This window comes from Aquimarina sp. MAR_2010_214 (assembly GCF_002846555.1).
Lineage (GTDB): Bacteria > Bacteroidota > Bacteroidia > Flavobacteriales > Flavobacteriaceae > Aquimarina.
In genome coordinates, this window is record NZ_PJMS01000001.1 from 2,019,660 (window position 1) to 2,038,347 (window position 18,688).

The following is an 18,688-nucleotide window of genomic DNA, read 5'->3' on the forward strand; positions in this document are numbered from 1 at the left end:
AACGTTGTGTGTAACTTTGAGTCGAACTGAATTTAAAATATGAGTTTTTTTAAAAGATTGTTTGGCAAAAAAGAAACGCCAACTGAAAAAGAATATACCGAAGAAGAACATGAAAAGGACTATGAATTAAAATCCAAAGGACTTGAAGACATTCTTGGGGAAATGCATAATCTGGTTGGACATGCTATTATTCCTTTTGCTGTAGGTGGAGCAGTTGATATGTATTATTTTCCAAACCATATAAAAGGAACTGGATTCGCAACAATGGAATTATTAGACCCAGATGGAAACGGACCGTTGAAAAATCGAATAGGAACCTATGAATTAGTCGCTTTCACCAGGCACAATTATAATACAAGTGAAGAAATTCAAACACCATTCAATCTGATAGAAAGACAAGCTTGTGGATTTTTAACTTCTATTGGGATGTACTCATCACAGGCGGTTCTTAATCCAAAAGAAACGATTGAAGTGCCAAATGGAGAAAATGAAGAAAATACTTGTTTGGTCTTAGACTTATATGAGCCTGACGGAAAGAAATTTAAAATAGGGAATCGAGAGCACCACTTACTGCTTTGTCTACAAGTTTTTAGAAGCGAAATGGATTATGCAAGAGAAAACGGAAGCGATGAACTATTCAAATTATTGAAAGAAAAAGGAGTTTACCCATATAGCGATTTGGATAGAGAACCTTTAATATAAAAAAGGCAATACACGATAATTTGTATAATGTATATGCGCCCTGGGGAATGCAGAGGTGCGAAACGTTAGCAATAATTTATGATAATATTTCTAAATTAATGCTTGAAAGATAAGGAACAAATAACCTTCTGTAAGACTATAATTCGTCAAAGAAACCACAAGGGATATGTAACATACATAAGTTTTATAACACTTATATTCAAAATCAATAAATCAAATGAAAAACTTAAGTATTTATTTCCTTACTCTTATTTCAGTTTTATTAATGAGTTGTAACTCAAACTCAAAAAAAGAAACGCATCCAAAAAACATAATTCGATCAAGTATAAAAGTAAAAAAGAGCTCTTCGATCAATAAAATTGAAGACACCCGAATTATAAAGGTTAAACTAGGTGTTAATTCCAATCGGATATCTAATGAATGGAAAAATGTATTAGGAAGTAGGAAGAGTGCTTCTAAACTTGATTCTCTATCAAATGTGGTTAAACAATTAACAAAGGAAGAACAAGATTGGATAAACTTAATTGAATCCAAAACAAGTAAATGGAATGCATTTAGAGACTCACTAAAAGTACCTTTTCAGAATATCAGACTTAAAGATACCATTTCTGTCCTTTTGGGGTATCAAGGTGGAGATGATGCTTTTACCTATAAAAATAAAACTATTTGTCTCGATGTAAATGCATTGCACAAAGCATACGGTTCTGCAAAAAAATCTGTTAATGACAATCGAATTGACCGTATATTTGCACACGAATTCACACATTTACTTCACAAAGAATGGGCAAAAGAAAATAACTTAAAACTCGATACATTCAAAGATCAGATTTTGTGGGAATGTGTAACGGAAGGCTTTGGGATGTATCGTTCGATGTCAACTAAATGGTTTCCTATAGGAGATTCCTTATCATTGACATCAAAAAAAACTTTCGAAAATTTATATCCAAAATTTACGGAGAGAATCATTAAAGTATGTACCCAATCAAACCTTACAAGTGAAGAAGAAAACAATTTGCATGCAAACCTGTCTAGAGGTTCTATGAAAAAAAAATGGGGTGCTTTGCCAGTTGCGGTATGGCTTGCGTTAGAAGCGAAAGGGAATGATAAGAATCTTGTAAAATGGGTGAACAAAGGACCAGATGCCATAATTCTGTTAGCAGAAAAATATTTAACAAATGAAAGCAAAATAGCATTTGATGAATTCTTGAAAAGTAATAAAAGTTCTAAATAAAAGCAATTGCCAACACCGTATTCTATGTAAAGCCTTTTCCTGAGACTTAAGTTAAAAACACGAAATTTTATTATTTTAATTTTCTACATAATAATCGAACATCGATCTTATTGGTTTTCTAAAACTGTGCCTTTGCAGAACGATGGATATCAACTGGGTTGACCATCAGAGAATGCCAATCAAGGGATTCAGAAAAACGATGATGACTATCATCTGGAACTTGCTGATAGAATCACCTACAGGAAACTTGTTAGTAGAGAAGTAATCTTCAAGTTGAAGGTCACTATAAGTAAAAGACCACACAAATAGTGTGGTCTTTTACTTGCAAAGGTTGTAATTATGGGATATACCCTGTTTTTAATAGAAGCTTGTAATACGAGATTGTTGTTAAACTATTATAAATTATAGTTAAACTCTCTAATATAATAGTAATACTATTATATATTTGCCTTAAGAATGCGAAACTTTCAGATACATATTAAAATAAGTGAGGAGCTTTATATAGTCTATAAATGTGTAGTACGAAGTATAAGTGATATTGCTTTTGAATTTCTACACATGCTTATCTCAACCGTAATTGAAGGAGCGCATCATCAACGTTATTTCTCTAAGTATTTACTTTCACTAACAGATATTGAAGAGAGTAAAAACAATATTATTCGTTTTTACGACGATCTCGCACTAAAAACTATAAAATGAATTTGTGTAGGATAAACATACTAGTGTTTTTTAAAAGCTTCACAATATCAGTAATATTGCTGACTGTAGTTATACAGCCTCTGGCTCAAACCTTTAGCCTTCTCTCAGATTCTCATTATGGGTTAGTAGAAGTAGATGACGAAGAAAATATAGAGAAGGAAGAGCAGCAGGAAGATAAAAAAAATGAATTACAGATTTTAAACTTATGTAATTATCATCTAGAATATGGTATTAGATTTTCTACCTATTCATCTCAAAACATGTATTGTAGTCTTCATATGGAAATTCTCATTCCACCGCCAGATATGGCATAAAATAACCTCAATTATTTCAAATGCTTTTCCTGCATCTTAAGGAGACGCTTCATTCAAATTACATAAAAATAGTAAGGATTAATACATATTGATCCCAAACCTTTAACACCCAATTATTAGTTAAATGGAAAATATAATATCACCCTGGAAGAGATTTTTAAGCCTTCTTGAACTCGATAAGAAAGATATTCGTCAAATTTTTTACTACGCCATATTTGCTGGCTTGGTAGCTTTAACATTGCCACTAGGAATACAGGCCATCATAAACCTTATTCAGGGAGCTCAGGTGTCTACCTCTTGGATTGTACTTGTGGTTCTCGTAACAATGGGAGTAGCATTTCAAGGAATTTTACAATTGATGCAAATACGCATTTTAGAAAATATGCAGCAAAAAATTTTTACCAGAGCCTCTTTTGAATTTGCTTATAGATTTCCTAAAATAAAAATAGAAGAGTTGAGCAACTATTATCCGCCAGAGTTAGCAAATCGTTTTTTTGATGTTTTAACCATTCAAAAAGGATTATCCAAAATATTGATTGATTTTCCAGCTGCAGTCTTACAAATCATATTTGGTTTAATGCTACTTTCGTTTTACCACTCATTTTTTATTATTTATGGTTTCTTGCTAGTATTGCTCATTTACATTGTATTCAAGTTCACCGCAAAGAAAGGTTTAGTAACCAGTCTTGTTGAATCCAAGAGCAAATACAAAGTGGCACATTGGATTCAGGAAATATCGCGTTCACTTATCAGCTTTAAGTTATCTGGTACAACTGGGCTTGCCATGAAGCGCAACGATCATTACACAACAAATTATCTAGAAGCACGAGAAAATCACTTTAAAGTATTGGTAACCCAGTTTATTCAGCTTATAGGGTTTAAGATATTAGTAACTGCAGGACTTTTAATTATAGGTGGTTTGTTAGTACTCAATCAACAGATGAATATAGGACAGTTTGTAGCTGCCGAAATCATCATATTGCTAGTACTTAGTTCTGTAGAAAAATTGATAAAAGGATTAGAACCTTTTTATGATGTATTGACATCACTTGAAAAAATAGGACAGGTAGTAGATAAAAAATTGGAGATTCAAGATGGTGAAAATCCATTTGCAAACGACGATGAATTACATATAGAACTAGATGATTTAAAATATGTAACACCAAGAGGTCTAGAAGTTTTAAGTAATATCAATTTTAACATAGACCATAAAGACAGAATACTTTTTGAAGGAGCTTCTGGGTCTGGTAAAACGACTTTGTTAAAAATATTATCGGGCCTTTTAACACCATCTAATGGTTCTATATATGTTAATGATGTCTCTATAAAAGGAGTTTGGCCCAATAAATATCGCTCATATATAGGACAAGTAATCCCGTCACAGTTACCATTTGAAGGTACTATTCATGAAAATATAACATTTGGCAGAAAAGATATTTCTCAAGAACATTTGCATACAGTACTTAAAGAACTTGGTTTACTTACATTTATTAAACAACAACCTAAAGGAATAAACACAATGCTATATTCTGAAGGACAACAAATACCATTTACAGTTTCTAAGCGTATTGTTTTAGCCAGAGCTATTATACATAACCCTAAACTACTATTACTTAAAGATCCTTTAGAGCATTTTGAAAAGGAGGAAGCAGAACAAATAATCAAATATTTAACCGCCCCAAAAAGACCTTGGGCATTAGTTGTTTCTAGCCGAAACAATTACTGGAAATCTCATTGTAATCAGACGATTAAAATTTCAGAAGGAAAAATAACCTCAAAAAACAAGAACAATGCTTAACGTTTCTCATAATCAGTTAAATAAAAAAGTGTCACTAGAGGGATATACCGCTTTCGCGAAAGCGTTTACCTCAAGGCACAATAAATATTTTAATCGTTTTTTAGGCGTGTTTGCATTTATACTAATCATTGTACTTTTTCTACCCTGGACTCAAAATGTAAGTGGTAATGGTTATGTTACAACACTTACACCTGACCAGCGACCACAAACTATACAATCACCTATTCCTGGTCGTATTGAAAAATGGCACGTAAAAGAAGGTGATTATGTTACCAAAGGGGATACTATTATTTTTATTTCTGAAATTAAAACAGAGTATCAAGACCCTCGTTTGGTAGAGCGAACTAATCAGCAACGTGAAGCAAAAAGTCGTTCGGTAGTTTCATACCAAGAGAAAATTAAAGCACTAAAAGGGCAGGTAACAGCCTTAATAAACGAACGTACATTAAAACTTTCTCAAGCCAAAAATAAACTAAAACAAACACGATTTAAAGTAAAGAGTGATAGTGTTGATTTTCAGGCAGCAAAGACGAATCTTGATATTGCCCAAAAACAGTACAATCGTACCGTAATGCTTCAAAATGAAGGCCTTAAAGCTGTAACGGATGTAGAAGCAAAGCGGTTGAAATTGCAAGAAACACAAGCGAAACTTATATCACAAGAAAATAAACTACTTGCTAGTCAGAATTCTGTAATGAATGCGCAACTAGAAATAAGTCGCATAATGGCAGAGTATTCTAACAAAATTGCAAAATCAAGAAGTGAACGCTTTACAGCTGAGTCAAATCAATTTGAAGCAGAAGCACAGGTATCAAAATTAGACAATCAATCCTCTAGTTATAAAATACGCAATGCGATGTATTATATTACTGCGCCACAGAATGGATACATAAATAAAGCTATAAAAGGAGGTATAGGTGAAACATTTAAAGAAGGAGAAAAGTTGGTAGGCATCATGCCAGCAAACTATGATCTTGCCGTAGAAACTTTTGTAAACCCTATTGATTTACCATTACTGCATATAGGTGAAAATGTTCGTGTCCAGTTTGATGGATGGCCTGCTATTTTCTTTAGTGGTTGGCCTAATGCATCATTTGGAACCTATGCAGGAAAAGTAGTAGCTATTGAAACATTTATTAGCAAAAATGGCAAGTTTAGAGTTCTAATCGCACCAGATAAAGAGGATAACCCCTGGCCAGAAAATGTACGTGTAGGCTCTGGTGCATATACTATTGCTTTATTAGAAGATGTCTCTATTTGGTACGAATTATGGCGACAACTAAATGGTTTTCCTCCCAATTATTACACTCCAGAAGATAAACAAGCTAAAAAAGATAAGAAGTAAATGAAGACACTTTTAAAATATACATTGTTGCTTTTTATTTTTGTTTATTCTGAAATATTAGCAGCTCAAACCAAGCATCTTTCATTAGAGAATGTACTTACTTTTGAAGAATATTTAGGATATGTAAAAAAACATCACCCATTACTGAAACAAGCCGACCTTATACTGAGTGTAGGTGAGGCAAATTTGCTAAAGGCACGTGGTGGATTTGATCCAAAAATTGAAGTAGATTATGACCGAAAGAAATTTAAAAATACAGAATATTACGATCAACTAAGTGCTACCTTTAAAATACCCACTTGGTATGGTGTTGAGTTCAAAGCAAATTTTGAAGAGAATATGGGGGAATTCCTGAATCCAAATCTTACTGTACCTGATAAAGGATTGTATAGTGCTGGTATTTCATTCTCATTAGCTCAGGGCTTTTTGATTAATGAGCGTATGGCTTCACTTAAAAAAGCACGTTTCTTTAGAGAGCAGACCAAAGCTGATAGAGATTTACTTGTTAATTCGCTATTGTTTGAAGCTAGTAGCGCTTATTTAGAGTGGTTAAAGGTTACTAATGAAGAGCTTATTTATATAACTTTTCTAAAAAATGCAAATACGCGTCTTCTAGCCGTAGAGCGTAGTGTTGAAATGGGTGAAAAGGCAGCTATTGACATTACTGAAGCCAGAATTACATTACAAAACCGGCAACTTAATCTAGAGGCAGCTTCTTTAAAAAGAAAAAAGGCAGCTCTGATAGTTAGTAATTATTTGTGGCTAAATGATGTACCAATGGAAATTCGAGAAGAGGTGGTTCCGGTATTACCAAAGCTAGATGCTTTAGAAGCTTCACTTTTATTAGAAGGTATTACAGATACTTCAAGATTACTTCGGAATCACCCCAAGTTATTAAGTCTTGATGCTAAAATTGATGAGCTTACTGTAGAGCGTTCTTTAAAACTAAATAAGTTATTGCCTAAAATAAATATTCAATATAATTTTTTAACACCAAAAATTGACCAAGCACGAACATTAAATACTGCGAACTATAAAGCATTCGTTAATTTTAGTTTCCCATTGTTTTTGCGCAAAGCAAGAGGTGACTTACAATTGGCTAATTTGAAATTACAAGATGTCAATTTTGAACGTGTATCCACTGCAACAACTCTTCAAAATAAAATCGATGCGGTATATGCTGAGATTAATTCACTTTCTAAACAAAACCAATTAATAAGAGATATTGTCATAGATTATAAAGCATTAGTAAAAGCAGAAGAACGCAAATTCTTTTTAGGAGAAAGCTCTTTATTTATTATAAACTCACGTGAACAAAAGCTGATTGATATACAGTTAAAAGAGAATAAATTACGTGTTAAGCAGCTTATGGCAACAGCTAACTTGTATAATACTTTGGGGTTGCCTATCTAAACAAAACTGTGAAAGTAACAATTCATGGTTATGGATTTGGTGGAAAGGGAGAGTGTTATGAGATCATATCAGTTATGATTTCTTCTAGAGAGTGAAGATATTTATATTTTGTCAAATTCTTCAAAAAACATACTGTATGATTTACCTTAGGTATAACTTCATGTAAATCCTGTTAAAATGCAATTTTATCCTATTCTATAGATTGTGATGAGAACTATTTTTGTAGATAGATAATGAGTTGTAATTTATGTATTAGTAAAATGTAAACTGAATCAATATGAATGAGAAATGGGATAAAAGGTATAAAAATCAAGAATTTGCTTATGGCAAAGAACCAAATGTATTTTTTAAAGAATGGCTTCCAAAATTTGAAGCTGGATCTATATTGATGCCAGCAGATGGAGAAGGACGTAATGGAGTATTTGCAGCGCAATTAGGGTGGAAAGTGACTTCGTTTGACCTAAGTATAGAAGGGCAGTTAAAAGCAGTACAACTTGCAAAAGAGAATCGGGTTACTCTTGAATATATTGTTGGAGACTTAGAACAACTCAAGTTTAAAAGAGAAATATTTGATATTATTGGACTTGTATATGCTCATTTTTCTGCTGAAAAGAAGTCAATATTTCACAAGAAATTAGATAACTATCTCAAAGAAGGAGGTATAATTATTTTAGAGGCTTTTAGCAAAAATCATATACATCACAACAACCTTAATCCTAAAGTTGGAGGTCCTAAAGATGTTGATATGCTGTACTCTAAAGAAGAAATAATAGCCGACTTTAAAAATTATGAAATAGTACTGTTAGAAGAAGAAGAAATTCTTTTAAATGAAGGTAAATATCACATAGGGAAGGGGAGTGTGATTAGATTTATAGCAAGAAAATTAGGTAGTAATCATTAACATTTATGATTAACTTTATTACCTTTGATTGTTTATTGGGAAATAATTATTGTTATCAATAAGATGAGTATAGTTTCCTGAAATCTATTTTAGAAAGAAAATGATAGATTCATAAAAAATTCTATAAAATGAGCAAGACTAAAAATTTTATTTCCAATCAGTCTACCTATCTATTACTTAGTGTTGCAAATTACATTAATATAAAATCTCCTTTTTCATAATAATCTCAATTTGATTACTAGTTTATTATCTGCTATTTGAGGTTGAATTTTTTCATAACAACACTCATTTAGTATGATTATCCTTCTTCGAATAATTTTGTAGAGCATTATAAAAACAGAATTAGATCGTGAGTGTATTTAAATCCGTATTAAACAGATAAACATTATGACTAGAAAAGAATTATTAGAAGCTATAGATAAAAAATATACTGCAATGGGGCAAGATCCAGATGTACACCTGTCTGGCTTATTGCATGCCGAACCTATGAAATATTGGGACTTTATTCAGGTAGATGCCTTATTAGGTTTACAAACCCAACGAACACAATTGCCTGATGAGATGGTATTTATCATGTATCATCAAATTAATGAATTATTGTTTAAAATGATTCTTTGGGAAATGAGCCAAATTTCTCACACTGAAAATATAGAGCCTAAAAAATTTGAAATGCATCTTATGCGTGTGAGTAGGTATTTTGATATGCTTTCAAATTCATTTGATATCATGGGAGAGGGAATGGAGATTGATCAGTACATGAAGTTTAGAGATACCTTAACCCCAGCAAGTGGATTTCAATCAGGACAATATCGAAAAATAGAGATTGCTTCGACAGAGTTAATTAATTTAATCGATTTTAGATATAGAAAAACAATCGATAGAAATACTCCATATGAATATGCCTTTGATAATATGTATTGGCAAGCGGCCGGCACAGATCATAAAACAGGTAAGAAGAGTAAATTGATGATCAATTTTGAAACAAAGTATAAAAAGGAATTGATCGAATGGATGAAAGAATACAATACAGTTAATTTATGGACAAAGTTTAAAGAACTTCCTGAAGAGTATCAGAAAAATACAGAGTTGATTAATGCTATGCGCCATTATGATCATACAGTAAACATTAATTGGGTAATGCACCATTATGATGCAGCAGCAAAATACTTGGATCACGGAAAAGTTAATGTAGAAGCAACCGGGGGTAGTGATTGGCATAAATATATGCATCCAAAATATCAAAAGCGTATATTTTTTCCAGAATTATGGAGCAAAGAAGAACTCGAAAATTGGGGAATCACTAATCTTGAAGGATATGAGAAGGTTTCATAACTTCATTTTTACTATCTGTAGTTTTGATATAATTTATGGTAACTTAAAACTAGAGCTTAATTAGTATTCAGTTCTTGCAGTTCTATTTCAGTAGCTTTTAAGAGCTTTTTTAATTTTCTTTTTGTAAATCTACAATTGGAGTTTGATATATCTTCTGTAGTACGATACATTAGAGATTCACAATATTTAATTCGATTAACAATTGGTAGTTTTGAGATAACATTTTTATATAGTTGATCTAAGTTGATTAATGAGTCTGGGGGATTCCTCTTAAATGAAAACATTATTGGTTGTAAATTTAGTCGTGTTAGGTATGCTGGTTTTAAAAATTAAACACCAACTGCCAAAGAGTATCAAATTTCATTCCCAAGTCCATGCAGAATAGTTAAATTTCTGATAAGAATGGATTTTTTAATATTCGCTGTATTTATTGTACGAACTTATATTGTAAAGTTGAAATATAAAAAACTGATAGTGTGTGAAATAGAATGGATTAATGTTAAATTGTTATTTTAATACCATTTTTGCTTCTAAAACGTTATTTTTAGTAACCTTAACCTACATTATCTTTTTTTTGAATCTTTATATAGCGTCTTTGTTATTGTTTGAAGAAGAAACTTCTAATACATTACTCCAAAATATACTTGGGGTATTTGTTACTGTTGGAATTGTTTCAATATGTATATATTATGTTTTACGATATTTAGAATCAATTTATGTAAAGTATAAGAAAAGGCCTTATTTTATTCATTTTTATCTTACTCCAAAGAAATTACCTCCTCATTTACAGGCGTTTCTGGATGAGAATGATTTTTATACTACTCTTGATAAAAGAAGAAAGCGATATTTTGCACATAGAACAGTCAGGTTTCTTGAAGATACTCGTTTTGTAGGTAGAGAAGGGTTAGCTATTGATGATTTTATGCGCATGCAAGTGACTATAATGGTTACACAGCTTACCTTTGGGATGCGCCACTATCTGTTAGAATATTTAGAAACAATAGTTTTATATCCAACATCATTCTATTCAATTTTAAATAAAACAGAAAACATAGGAGAGTTTAATCCTATATCCAGAGCATTGGCTTTATCCTGGAAAGATTTTCAAAAAGGAAATTTACATCTGGATAAAGGGAAAAGTTTAGGGGTTCATGAAATAACACATGCGATTCATCATAACTCTATAAAAAACAACAATATTAGCTGTGAAATTTTTTATGATACTTTTTTATTATTAGAAAAATATTTGGGTGCTGAAGAAATAAGGAAAAGGATAGTGGATTCTAAGATATTGAGAGATTATGCGTATACTGATAAATTTGAATTTATTGCAGTTTTGGTTGAAGTTTTTATGGAATCACCAGAGGAGTTGAAACAACAATTTCCTGAGATATACTATTATGTCGTACAGATGTTCAATTTTAGATATTTTGAGGATTAATTATGATATCATTTTCAAGAAACAATTATATTTATAGCCATCAATAATTTTAATTATATATATATCAGATATGGAAGAATTTCAGCAAATACTACCTGTTAGTTCACTCACCGATGAAAAAAGGGTTGCGTTCTATAAAAAGACCTATACCCATCTTGCTATGGCTGTTTTGCTTTTTGTAATCGTAGAATGGATATTTTTTCAAATAGAACCTATTGTAAACTTTGCATTTTCTATGACGCAAGGATGGAGATGGCTTGTTATGTTAGGCGGTTTTATGCTGGCAACAAATTATGCAGAGAAAATGGCATTTAAGAATCATAATATCAATCAGCAATATTTAGGATTGTTGTTATATGTAGTAGCAGAAGCTTTTATTTTTATTCCGCTTATAGGGATTGCTATGATGATTGCAGAAAGCGGAGGCGCTAATATTCTTAATCAGGCTGCAATTTTGACTCTATCATTATTTACAGGGCTTTCTGCTGTTGTTTTAATTACCAAAAAAGATTTTTCGTTTTTAAAATCTATACTGGCAATTGGATTTTTTATTGCAATAGGACTTATTGCAGCAGGTTTACTATTCGGATTTAATCTAGGTCTTTGGTTTAGTGTAGGGATGGTAATTCTGGCTTCTGGATCGATCCTATATCAAACCTCTAATATGGTACATAAATATTCTGAAGATCAATATGTAGGAGCATCATTAGGATTATTCGCTTCTTTGATGTTGTTATTTTGGTACATATTAAGTATTCTCTCTAGAGATTAAATGATAATTACTATAAAATTGAAGCCAGACCTAGTCTGGCTTTTTTTGTAGCTATTTTTCTGTAATCGAATTTAATATTGTTTTAGCATGAATTCTTGAGTTTTCGATAAACCAAATATGGGTATCCATACCACCACATATTACTCCAGCCAAATAAAGGTTTTTGATATTAGTTTCCATGGTTTCTTCATTATATTGAGGATATAATTTTTCATCGTTAGAGAGTTGAATCCCTATTTTTTGCAGAAATTTAAAATTTGGTTTATAACCCGTTAGTGCCAATACGAAATCATTTGGAATACTAAATTCTCCTTGTGGTGTTTGTATATCGATTTTTTTTGGTAATATTTCTTTTATAGTAACATTGTAGAAGACTTTGATGCTACCTTCTTCAATACGGTTTATAATATCTGGTCTTACCCAATATTTCACACGTTTTCCTATTTCTGGCCCTCGAATCAGCATTGTTACCTCTGCACCCTTTCTATAACATTCTAAAGCAGCATCAACAGCAGAATTACTTGCACCAATAATTGCTAGCTTTTGTTTAGCAAAAAAATGAGGATCCTTATAGTAATGGGAAACTTTAGGCAAATCTTCTCCAGGAACATCTATAGTATTAGGAAGATCGTAAAACCCGGTAGCAATGATTACATAAGAAGAGGTATATTGCTCTTTATCGGTTTTGATATGAAAAGTATCTTGTTTTTTGAGAACTGTATTAACTTTTTCAAACAGATTAATATTTAAATCGTTAGAAGTTACAATCCTACGATAATATTCAAGATCTTCATTACGCTTTGGTTTAGCTTCGTTACTGATAAATGGAATATTATCAATTTCAAGTTTTTCTGAAGACGAGAAAAACTGCATATTAAGAGGGTAATTATATAAGGAATTAGTGATGGGCCCTTTTTCGATAATACAATAATCAATTCCTTTTTTCTTTGCTTCGAGACCGCAGGCTATACCAATAGGTCCACCGCCAACAATTATCAAATCTATATGCTTCATTAAAAAATCATATTGACAAGGCACTAATTCTAGCTTTTAGAACAATACCTTATTCTTACTCTTGTAAAACTAGTGATTTTTGTAATCTCTAATGCAAAAAAAGGTGAGCTTCTGTTATGAGTCTCACCTTTTCTAAGTAGTGGTTAACTACTATTTAACAACTAACTTTTTCACAACTGTTTTTTTTCCTAGTATAATGTTTAAAAAATAATTTCCCGGTGATAAAGAAGCAGTGTTTACTATAATCTCCTGATTGATATTAAAATTGGTTTCCGAAATTTTTAACCCCGAGGCATCTATTATTTTTACCGTAACCGGAATACTTGTTTCCAAATTATCAATTTTGACTTTCACCATGTTCTTAGAAGGGTTTGGATACACGATTACTTTGGAGTTGTCGTCGTTTCTTTTAATAGGTGGATCGATTGGTTTTTTTTCACCTTCTTCTATAGTATAAAATTTATTCACTTTTAGTTTTGTATATGTATCTACATTTCCGGAAGGCCAATACACAATGAGTTTCTCAATTTTTGGTGCTTTACCAAGTCCAAAATGAGCTCGCAAACTGTTTTGTCCCATAAATGCATTTGAGGCAGAGATTTCTCTTTTTTGAGTTACCAATTTCCCTTTTACTTTGGTGATTAATTCTAATCTGGCACCTAGGGCAGCTTTATTAGAAGGATTGCCAATGAGTTTAATATTTACAAAATGATTTTTTACTGTTAAATCATTTCTAAAAAGCCCTTTTACACCTTGACCAACAACAAAGAAATCCAAATCACCATCGTTATCATAATCTCCGATAGTTGCCCCGGTAGAGTTTCCAGAGGTTGCTGTATTAATAAGATTAGCATTGTTTTCTGTAAAAGTCCCATCTCCATTATTAACAAAATACCCACTACCCATTGCACTAGAAGCTGTAATGATAACATCTAAATCACCATCATTATCAAAATCTCCCCAAGCATTGGATAAGTTTTGATTGTTACTGGCAGTAAAAGGGGTATTGGTATTTTGATATACCCCAGAAGTATTAATATAAAACTTGTTTCCGATTCCAGAATAGTTGGTAAGACAAATATCAAGATCCCCATCATTGTCATAATCAATTGCATTATAACATTGTCCATCTTGTGGATCTTCTGCAAATGAGAGATCGGTATTGGTTAATTTTACAAATCCTTCTTTTCCGGTTTCGATTTGTAGATTCTTAAATAAGAAATCATGTTTGATTCCTGTAGGGCCAGTAGCAGGACCACTGGCAATAAATAAATCAGTATCTCCATCTTCGTCATAATCGGTCCAATTAGATACAGTGTAGGCTGCTTTTTCTGTAAGAAAATCGTAGGGTTCTGTTACTTCGGTAAATGTACCATCATTATTTCCTCGGTACAAACGATTAGGAAATCGATTTGATCCAAGAAATAAGTCGGCGAATGTGAGAATAAAATCAATATAGCTATCATTATTATAATCACACCATTGTACACTCCAGGTGGCAGAGTTGATTGTATTTAAAATTGTATTCGTTTCGGTAAATTGGCCAGTACCATCGTTAGCATAAATTCTGGTTTGTAAGGTAGATGGTGCCGTAAATCGCGAATAAATTAGATCCAGATCTCCATCATTTTCGTAGTCTGCCCAACTGCAGCTGTTTAGAGATGTAGCAACAGGTATTGTTGTACTGCCTTCTGCAATTTTAAAATTCCCGTTTCCAAGGTTTTTGTAGATAGTCCCTGCATAGAATAAATCTAAATTATTATCATTATCAATATCTGTCCACCCTGTACCAAAATAGGTTCCTCGAATAGTTGAATCAGATACTATAGGATTAATACTGTCTTTGATTAGTGTAAATTTTTGTGCAAAGACGGTAATAGTAAAACTGTAAAAAATGAATAAAAATAAAGTTCTCATAAGCTCAAGATTTTAAGAGTTATAAGATTAAAGTTCACTAAAACAAGAAGAGAATAGGTTTAGAATTATAATTTTTAACCTTTTTTAATTTGAATTTAGTTGTTCTGAATTTCCATTTTTTTTCTTTTGTATTCAGATGGAGTACAATTGAACTTATTTTTGAAAGCAGTGTTAAAAGTAGCTTTGTTATTAAATCCAACATCAAAATAAATTGTTTTAATACTAGCTTCAGAATTTTCTAGAAGTAGTTTTTGAGCTTCTTCTAACCTATATTCATTAATAAATTGGTTGAAGTTCTTCTTAGATTTTTCGTTTATAAGTTTAGAAAGTATATGGCTAGAAAAACCGATATTATCAGCTAATTGCACTAGACGTAAATCATTGTTTAAATAGGGTTTATTTATTTTAATATATGACAATAACATATCGTAAAACTCATCTTTGGTAGATTCGGTTAACTCTTGATGATTTTCTTCTTTAAAAAATAGATTGGATAATAATTCTCCGTTAAAGATAGAAGGTTCTTTATATACCATATAGCCAATACCATAGATAGCTATAGACATTGAGAAAGAAATTGCATAATCCCAATGAATGTTGAAAAAAGAAAATTTGACCAATACATAATAACTTATGTAGGCGATAATAAAGACTAAGAATAAATTAATGAGAAAATTTGACCATTTTTTTCTGATCACCTCATATTGAGACTTTTTATCGCTTTTATGAAAAGCGATAAAATCTTTTATTATGATTATATAAATTATTAGCGATAAAGCTACCAACCAAGGGGAGCGAAGTGACCAAAAGAGATAAAAAAGAAAATCACCTTTATAATCATTAAGATTTTGAAAACCTTCTGATGTAATAAGATAGTATCCATTAATAATAAATGATAAGATCGCTGGTGCAAAGTGATACCACCTTATTTTGAAATTTTTATTATAAAATCTTGTAATATAAACATACAGTAGAGGCCCAAATGCGAGATACCAACTAGAGTCAAAAAAATAAAAATAAGGATATACAGACCCGTAGTTAGTCCAGAAAAACACATATTGAAGTAGAATAAAAGAAAAACCTAAGATAAGTAAAACAACAGGAAGGTTATTGATCCTTCCTGTTTTACGAATACTTAGAATAATACTTAAGAAGAACCCTAGTGAGCTTACGATTAGGAAAATTGATGTCCAGGTATCAAAAGACGGAATAGGGTTCTGTTCCATTTTTTATTGACTAAGTGTTTATGATCTCCTTCAATTCTTTAATGGTTTGGTTTGGATCAGTACTTTTAAAAACAAAACTTCCGGCAACTAATACATCTGCTCCGGCATCTATAAGTTGTTTTGCATTTTTATTAGTTACTCCTCCATCAATCTCAATTAGTGTACTTGCATTGTTTTTTACAATAATCTCACGAAGTTGTTTTACTTTTTTATAAGTATTTTCTATAAATGATTGACCACCAAAACCAGGATTTACACTCATTATGCATACCAGATCAATATCATTTATCACATCTTCTAGCAAGCTTACATTGGTGTGCGGGTTTATTGCAACACCAGCTTTCATTCCTTCTGCTTTTATAGCTTGTAGTGTTCTGTGTAAATGTGTACAGGCTTCATAATGTACAGTAAGTATATTACTTCCCAAATCTGCAAAAGTTTTAATATATCGATCTGGATCTACAATCATAAGATGTACATCGATGGTCTTGGTTGCATGTTTTACAATATCTCTTAAAACAGGCATCCCGAAAGAAATATTAGGAACAAAAACACCATCCATAATATCGATATGGAACCAATCTGCCTCACTTTTGTTAATCATTTCTACATCACGCTGTAAATTGGCGAAATCTGCAGCTAGTACTGAAGGGGCTATACGTTTTGAAGCCATAAATTTTTGTTGTTTCCCGCAAAAGTACTATTTAAGTTTAAATTATAGAGAACTCTGTTTTGAAATATTTGTATCGATAAAGAATTAAAATTATTTGTAATCATGTTTGATTAACTTAGTTGAAGGATATAGATCTAATTATAAAGTACTGGTATACTATTAATATTTGGATAAATACTAGTTAATTAAGGTTCATGAATTTTTGAGCCAGATATGATATGCTTTTATAATGTTCTGGATTATTTGTTTCCTCTTTTTTTAAGTATTGATGTAATTCATTTTGATTATAATGATTAGATATTACTGTGAATGAAGAATGATATTCAGAGAATGGAGAGGTTACAATTTCTTTATCAAGCATTTTAATGATATTATGATGTCGATGATCTTTTCTTATTTTTTCAAACATCATTTTAACGGTCTGCTCTTCGCCTTCGAGAATTTGAAAAAAGTTTCCCTCAGAATATATTAATATTCCCGTAAGACCAATAGCATTATTATTAAGTCTAACATAGTTCATGAGTGCTTTCATATCAGAATTTGATATGTTGGGATTTACCGTACTAACATAACTTATTATATATCGCATAATGAATTATATATTAGAGGGGTAACTACTTAAAGATACGAATTTTGGGGTGTTTTTGCCAGAATTTGAGGGGTTCTGTTGGAGGAATTTTCAATTTTTATCGAAAAAAATGAGTTTTTTACGGGTTACCGTAAGGGAATTACGGATTACCGTAAGAAAAAACCTCCGGTAATCAGCCGGAGGTCATTCATCAATCAAAAAACGAACAGTTATGTTATAAAACTGTTTGTAACCGCAATTTAGGAATTTATCCTAAATAAGTCTTTAATATTTTACTTCTAGATGTATGTTTTAATCTTCGAATTGCTTTTTCTTTGATTTGACGTACACGTTCACGTGTAAGATCAAAAGTTTCTCCAATTTCTTCAAGAGTCATTGGGTGTTGATCTCCAAGGCCAAAATAAAGTCGTATTACATCTGCTTCTCTAGGAGTAAGTGTTTCTAGAGCGCGTTCTATTTCTGTGCGAAGAGACTCATGTAATAGCGTTCTATCAGGATTTGGTGATTCTCCAGAATTTAATACATCATAAAGGTTAGAATCTTCTCCTTCAACCAGTGGAGCATCCATACTCACATGACGCCCAGAGTTCTTCATTGACTCTTTAACATCATTGATGGTCATGTCTAATTCTTTTGCAATTTCTTCGGCACTTGGTGGGCGCTCATGTGACTGCTCTAAGAATGCATATGTTTTATTGATCTTATTGATCGAACCAATTTTGTTTAATGGTAAACGAACAATACGAGATTGCTCTGCTAAAGCTTGTAGAATAGATTGACGAATCCACCATACGGCATAGGATATAAATTTAAATCCACGAGTTTCATCAAAACGTTTTGCAGCTTTAATTAATCCAAGGTTACCTTCATTAATTAAATCAGGAAGGGTAAGACCTTGATTTTGATATTGTTTTGCAACCGATACTACGAATCTAAGGTTAGCCTTTGTTAGTTTTTCAAGAGCTCTCTCATCACCAGCTTTTATACGTTGAGCTAATTCCACCTCTTCATCTGCAGTAATAAGGTCTACTTTTCCTATTTCTTGCAAATACTTATCCAGCGATGCAGTCTCACGATTCGTTACCTGCTTCGTAATTTTAAGTTGTCTCATCTATAGTTCTCCTTGAAATTTAATTTTGTGAATATTTAGGGCCTTTTACTTATTATACGTAATATGTTATCGAAATGTTACAAAAAGATTGTTTTTTTTTACAGAAAATATTTTTTGAATAGCTTGTTGGACTTCCTCAAGTATCGATATATGGGAGTTTGGTTATTTTTTGTAAAAATATTTTTTTTCAAAAAAAATAAAAAATAATGG

The 18,688-nt window shown here is 31.7% G+C and carries 17 protein-coding genes; 11 read left to right on the forward strand and 6 right to left on the reverse strand.

Features of this window, described 5'->3' with window-relative positions:
• Positions 1-39: 39 nt before the first annotated feature.
• The 11 genes from ATE84_RS08455 to ATE84_RS08510 all read left to right on the forward strand — a co-directional run bounded on the left by ATE84_RS08455 (position 40) and on the right by ATE84_RS08510 (position 11,948).
• Entirely contained in the window at positions 40-702 is a 663-nt protein-coding gene (locus tag ATE84_RS08455; RefSeq protein WP_101447550.1) for a suppressor of fused domain protein, read from the forward strand.
• Positions 703-919: 217 nt separating this feature from the next.
• Positions 920-1,933, forward strand: a complete 1,014-nt coding sequence (locus ATE84_RS08460) for a DUF5700 domain-containing putative Zn-dependent protease (RefSeq protein WP_101447551.1) — start codon at positions 920-922, stop codon at positions 1,931-1,933.
• A gap of 558 nt (positions 1,934-2,491) precedes the next feature.
• Positions 2,492-2,632 (forward strand): hypothetical protein, encoded by a 141-nt coding sequence (locus ATE84_RS26085; RefSeq protein WP_158237211.1) that lies wholly within the window; start codon positions 2,492-2,494, stop codon positions 2,630-2,632.
• 56 nt (positions 2,633-2,688) lie between these two features.
• A complete protein-coding gene (locus ATE84_RS08470; protein WP_143273598.1) occupies positions 2,689-2,946 on the forward strand; it encodes a hypothetical protein in 258 nt (85 codons plus the stop codon).
• A gap of 124 nt (positions 2,947-3,070) precedes the next feature.
• Entirely contained in the window at positions 3,071-4,744 is a 1,674-nt protein-coding gene (locus ATE84_RS08475; RefSeq protein WP_101447554.1) for a peptidase domain-containing ABC transporter, read from the forward strand.
• On the forward strand, positions 4,737-6,089 hold the full coding sequence (locus tag ATE84_RS08480) for an HlyD family secretion protein (RefSeq protein ID WP_101447555.1): 1,353 nt from the start codon (positions 4,737-4,739) through the stop codon (positions 6,087-6,089). Before ATE84_RS08475 ends, ATE84_RS08480 begins: the two co-directional genes overlap by 8 nt.
• A complete protein-coding gene (locus ATE84_RS08485) occupies positions 6,090-7,502 on the forward strand; it encodes a TolC family protein (RefSeq protein ID WP_101447556.1) in 1,413 nt (470 codons plus the stop codon). It begins immediately after the preceding gene.
• Positions 7,503-7,779: 277 nt separating this feature from the next.
• Positions 7,780-8,403, forward strand: coding sequence for a bifunctional 2-polyprenyl-6-hydroxyphenol methylase/3-demethylubiquinol 3-O-methyltransferase UbiG (locus ATE84_RS08490; RefSeq protein WP_101447557.1), 624 nt, complete (start codon positions 7,780-7,782; stop codon positions 8,401-8,403).
• Positions 8,404-8,790: 387 nt separating this feature from the next.
• Positions 8,791-9,735, forward strand: coding sequence for a tryptophan 2,3-dioxygenase family protein (locus ATE84_RS08495; protein WP_101447558.1), 945 nt, complete (start codon positions 8,791-8,793; stop codon positions 9,733-9,735).
• 574 nt (positions 9,736-10,309) lie between these two features.
• A complete protein-coding gene (locus ATE84_RS08505) occupies positions 10,310-11,176 on the forward strand; it encodes a zinc-dependent peptidase (RefSeq protein WP_158237212.1) in 867 nt (288 codons plus the stop codon).
• A 70-nt stretch (positions 11,177-11,246) separates the two neighbouring features.
• Positions 11,247-11,948 (forward strand): Bax inhibitor-1 family protein, encoded by a 702-nt coding sequence (locus tag ATE84_RS08510; RefSeq protein WP_025665008.1) that lies wholly within the window; start codon positions 11,247-11,249, stop codon positions 11,946-11,948.
• Between the two features lie 51 nt (positions 11,949-11,999).
• Here ATE84_RS08510 and ATE84_RS08515 read toward each other — a convergent pair whose 3' ends face one another.
• The 6 genes from ATE84_RS08515 to ATE84_RS08540 all read right to left on the reverse strand — a co-directional run bounded on the left by ATE84_RS08515 (position 12,000) and on the right by ATE84_RS08540 (position 18,478).
• Complete coding sequence (locus ATE84_RS08515; protein WP_101447561.1) at positions 12,000-12,962, reverse strand: YpdA family putative bacillithiol disulfide reductase; 963 nt, start codon at positions 12,960-12,962, stop codon at positions 12,000-12,002.
• Positions 12,963-13,112: 150 nt separating this feature from the next.
• Positions 13,113-14,879 carry an FG-GAP-like repeat-containing protein gene (locus tag ATE84_RS08520; RefSeq protein WP_101447562.1) on the reverse strand — a complete coding sequence of 589 codons (1,767 nt, stop codon included), beginning with the start codon at positions 14,877-14,879 and terminating at the stop codon, positions 13,113-13,115.
• Between the two features lie 95 nt (positions 14,880-14,974).
• Entirely contained in the window at positions 14,975-16,105 is a 1,131-nt protein-coding gene (locus ATE84_RS08525; protein WP_101447563.1) for a helix-turn-helix domain-containing protein, read from the reverse strand.
• A gap of 10 nt (positions 16,106-16,115) precedes the next feature.
• Positions 16,116-16,778, reverse strand: a complete 663-nt coding sequence (gene rpe / locus ATE84_RS08530) for a ribulose-phosphate 3-epimerase (RefSeq protein ID WP_101447564.1) — start codon at positions 16,776-16,778, stop codon at positions 16,116-16,118.
• Positions 16,779-16,959: 181 nt separating this feature from the next.
• Positions 16,960-17,367, reverse strand: a complete 408-nt coding sequence (locus ATE84_RS08535; RefSeq protein ID WP_101447565.1) for a BLUF domain-containing protein — start codon at positions 17,365-17,367, stop codon at positions 16,960-16,962.
• Positions 17,368-17,614: 247 nt separating this feature from the next.
• Complete coding sequence (locus ATE84_RS08540) at positions 17,615-18,478, reverse strand: RNA polymerase sigma factor RpoD/SigA (RefSeq protein ID WP_024772554.1); 864 nt, start codon at positions 18,476-18,478, stop codon at positions 17,615-17,617.
• Between the last annotated feature and the right edge of the window lie 210 nt (positions 18,479-18,688).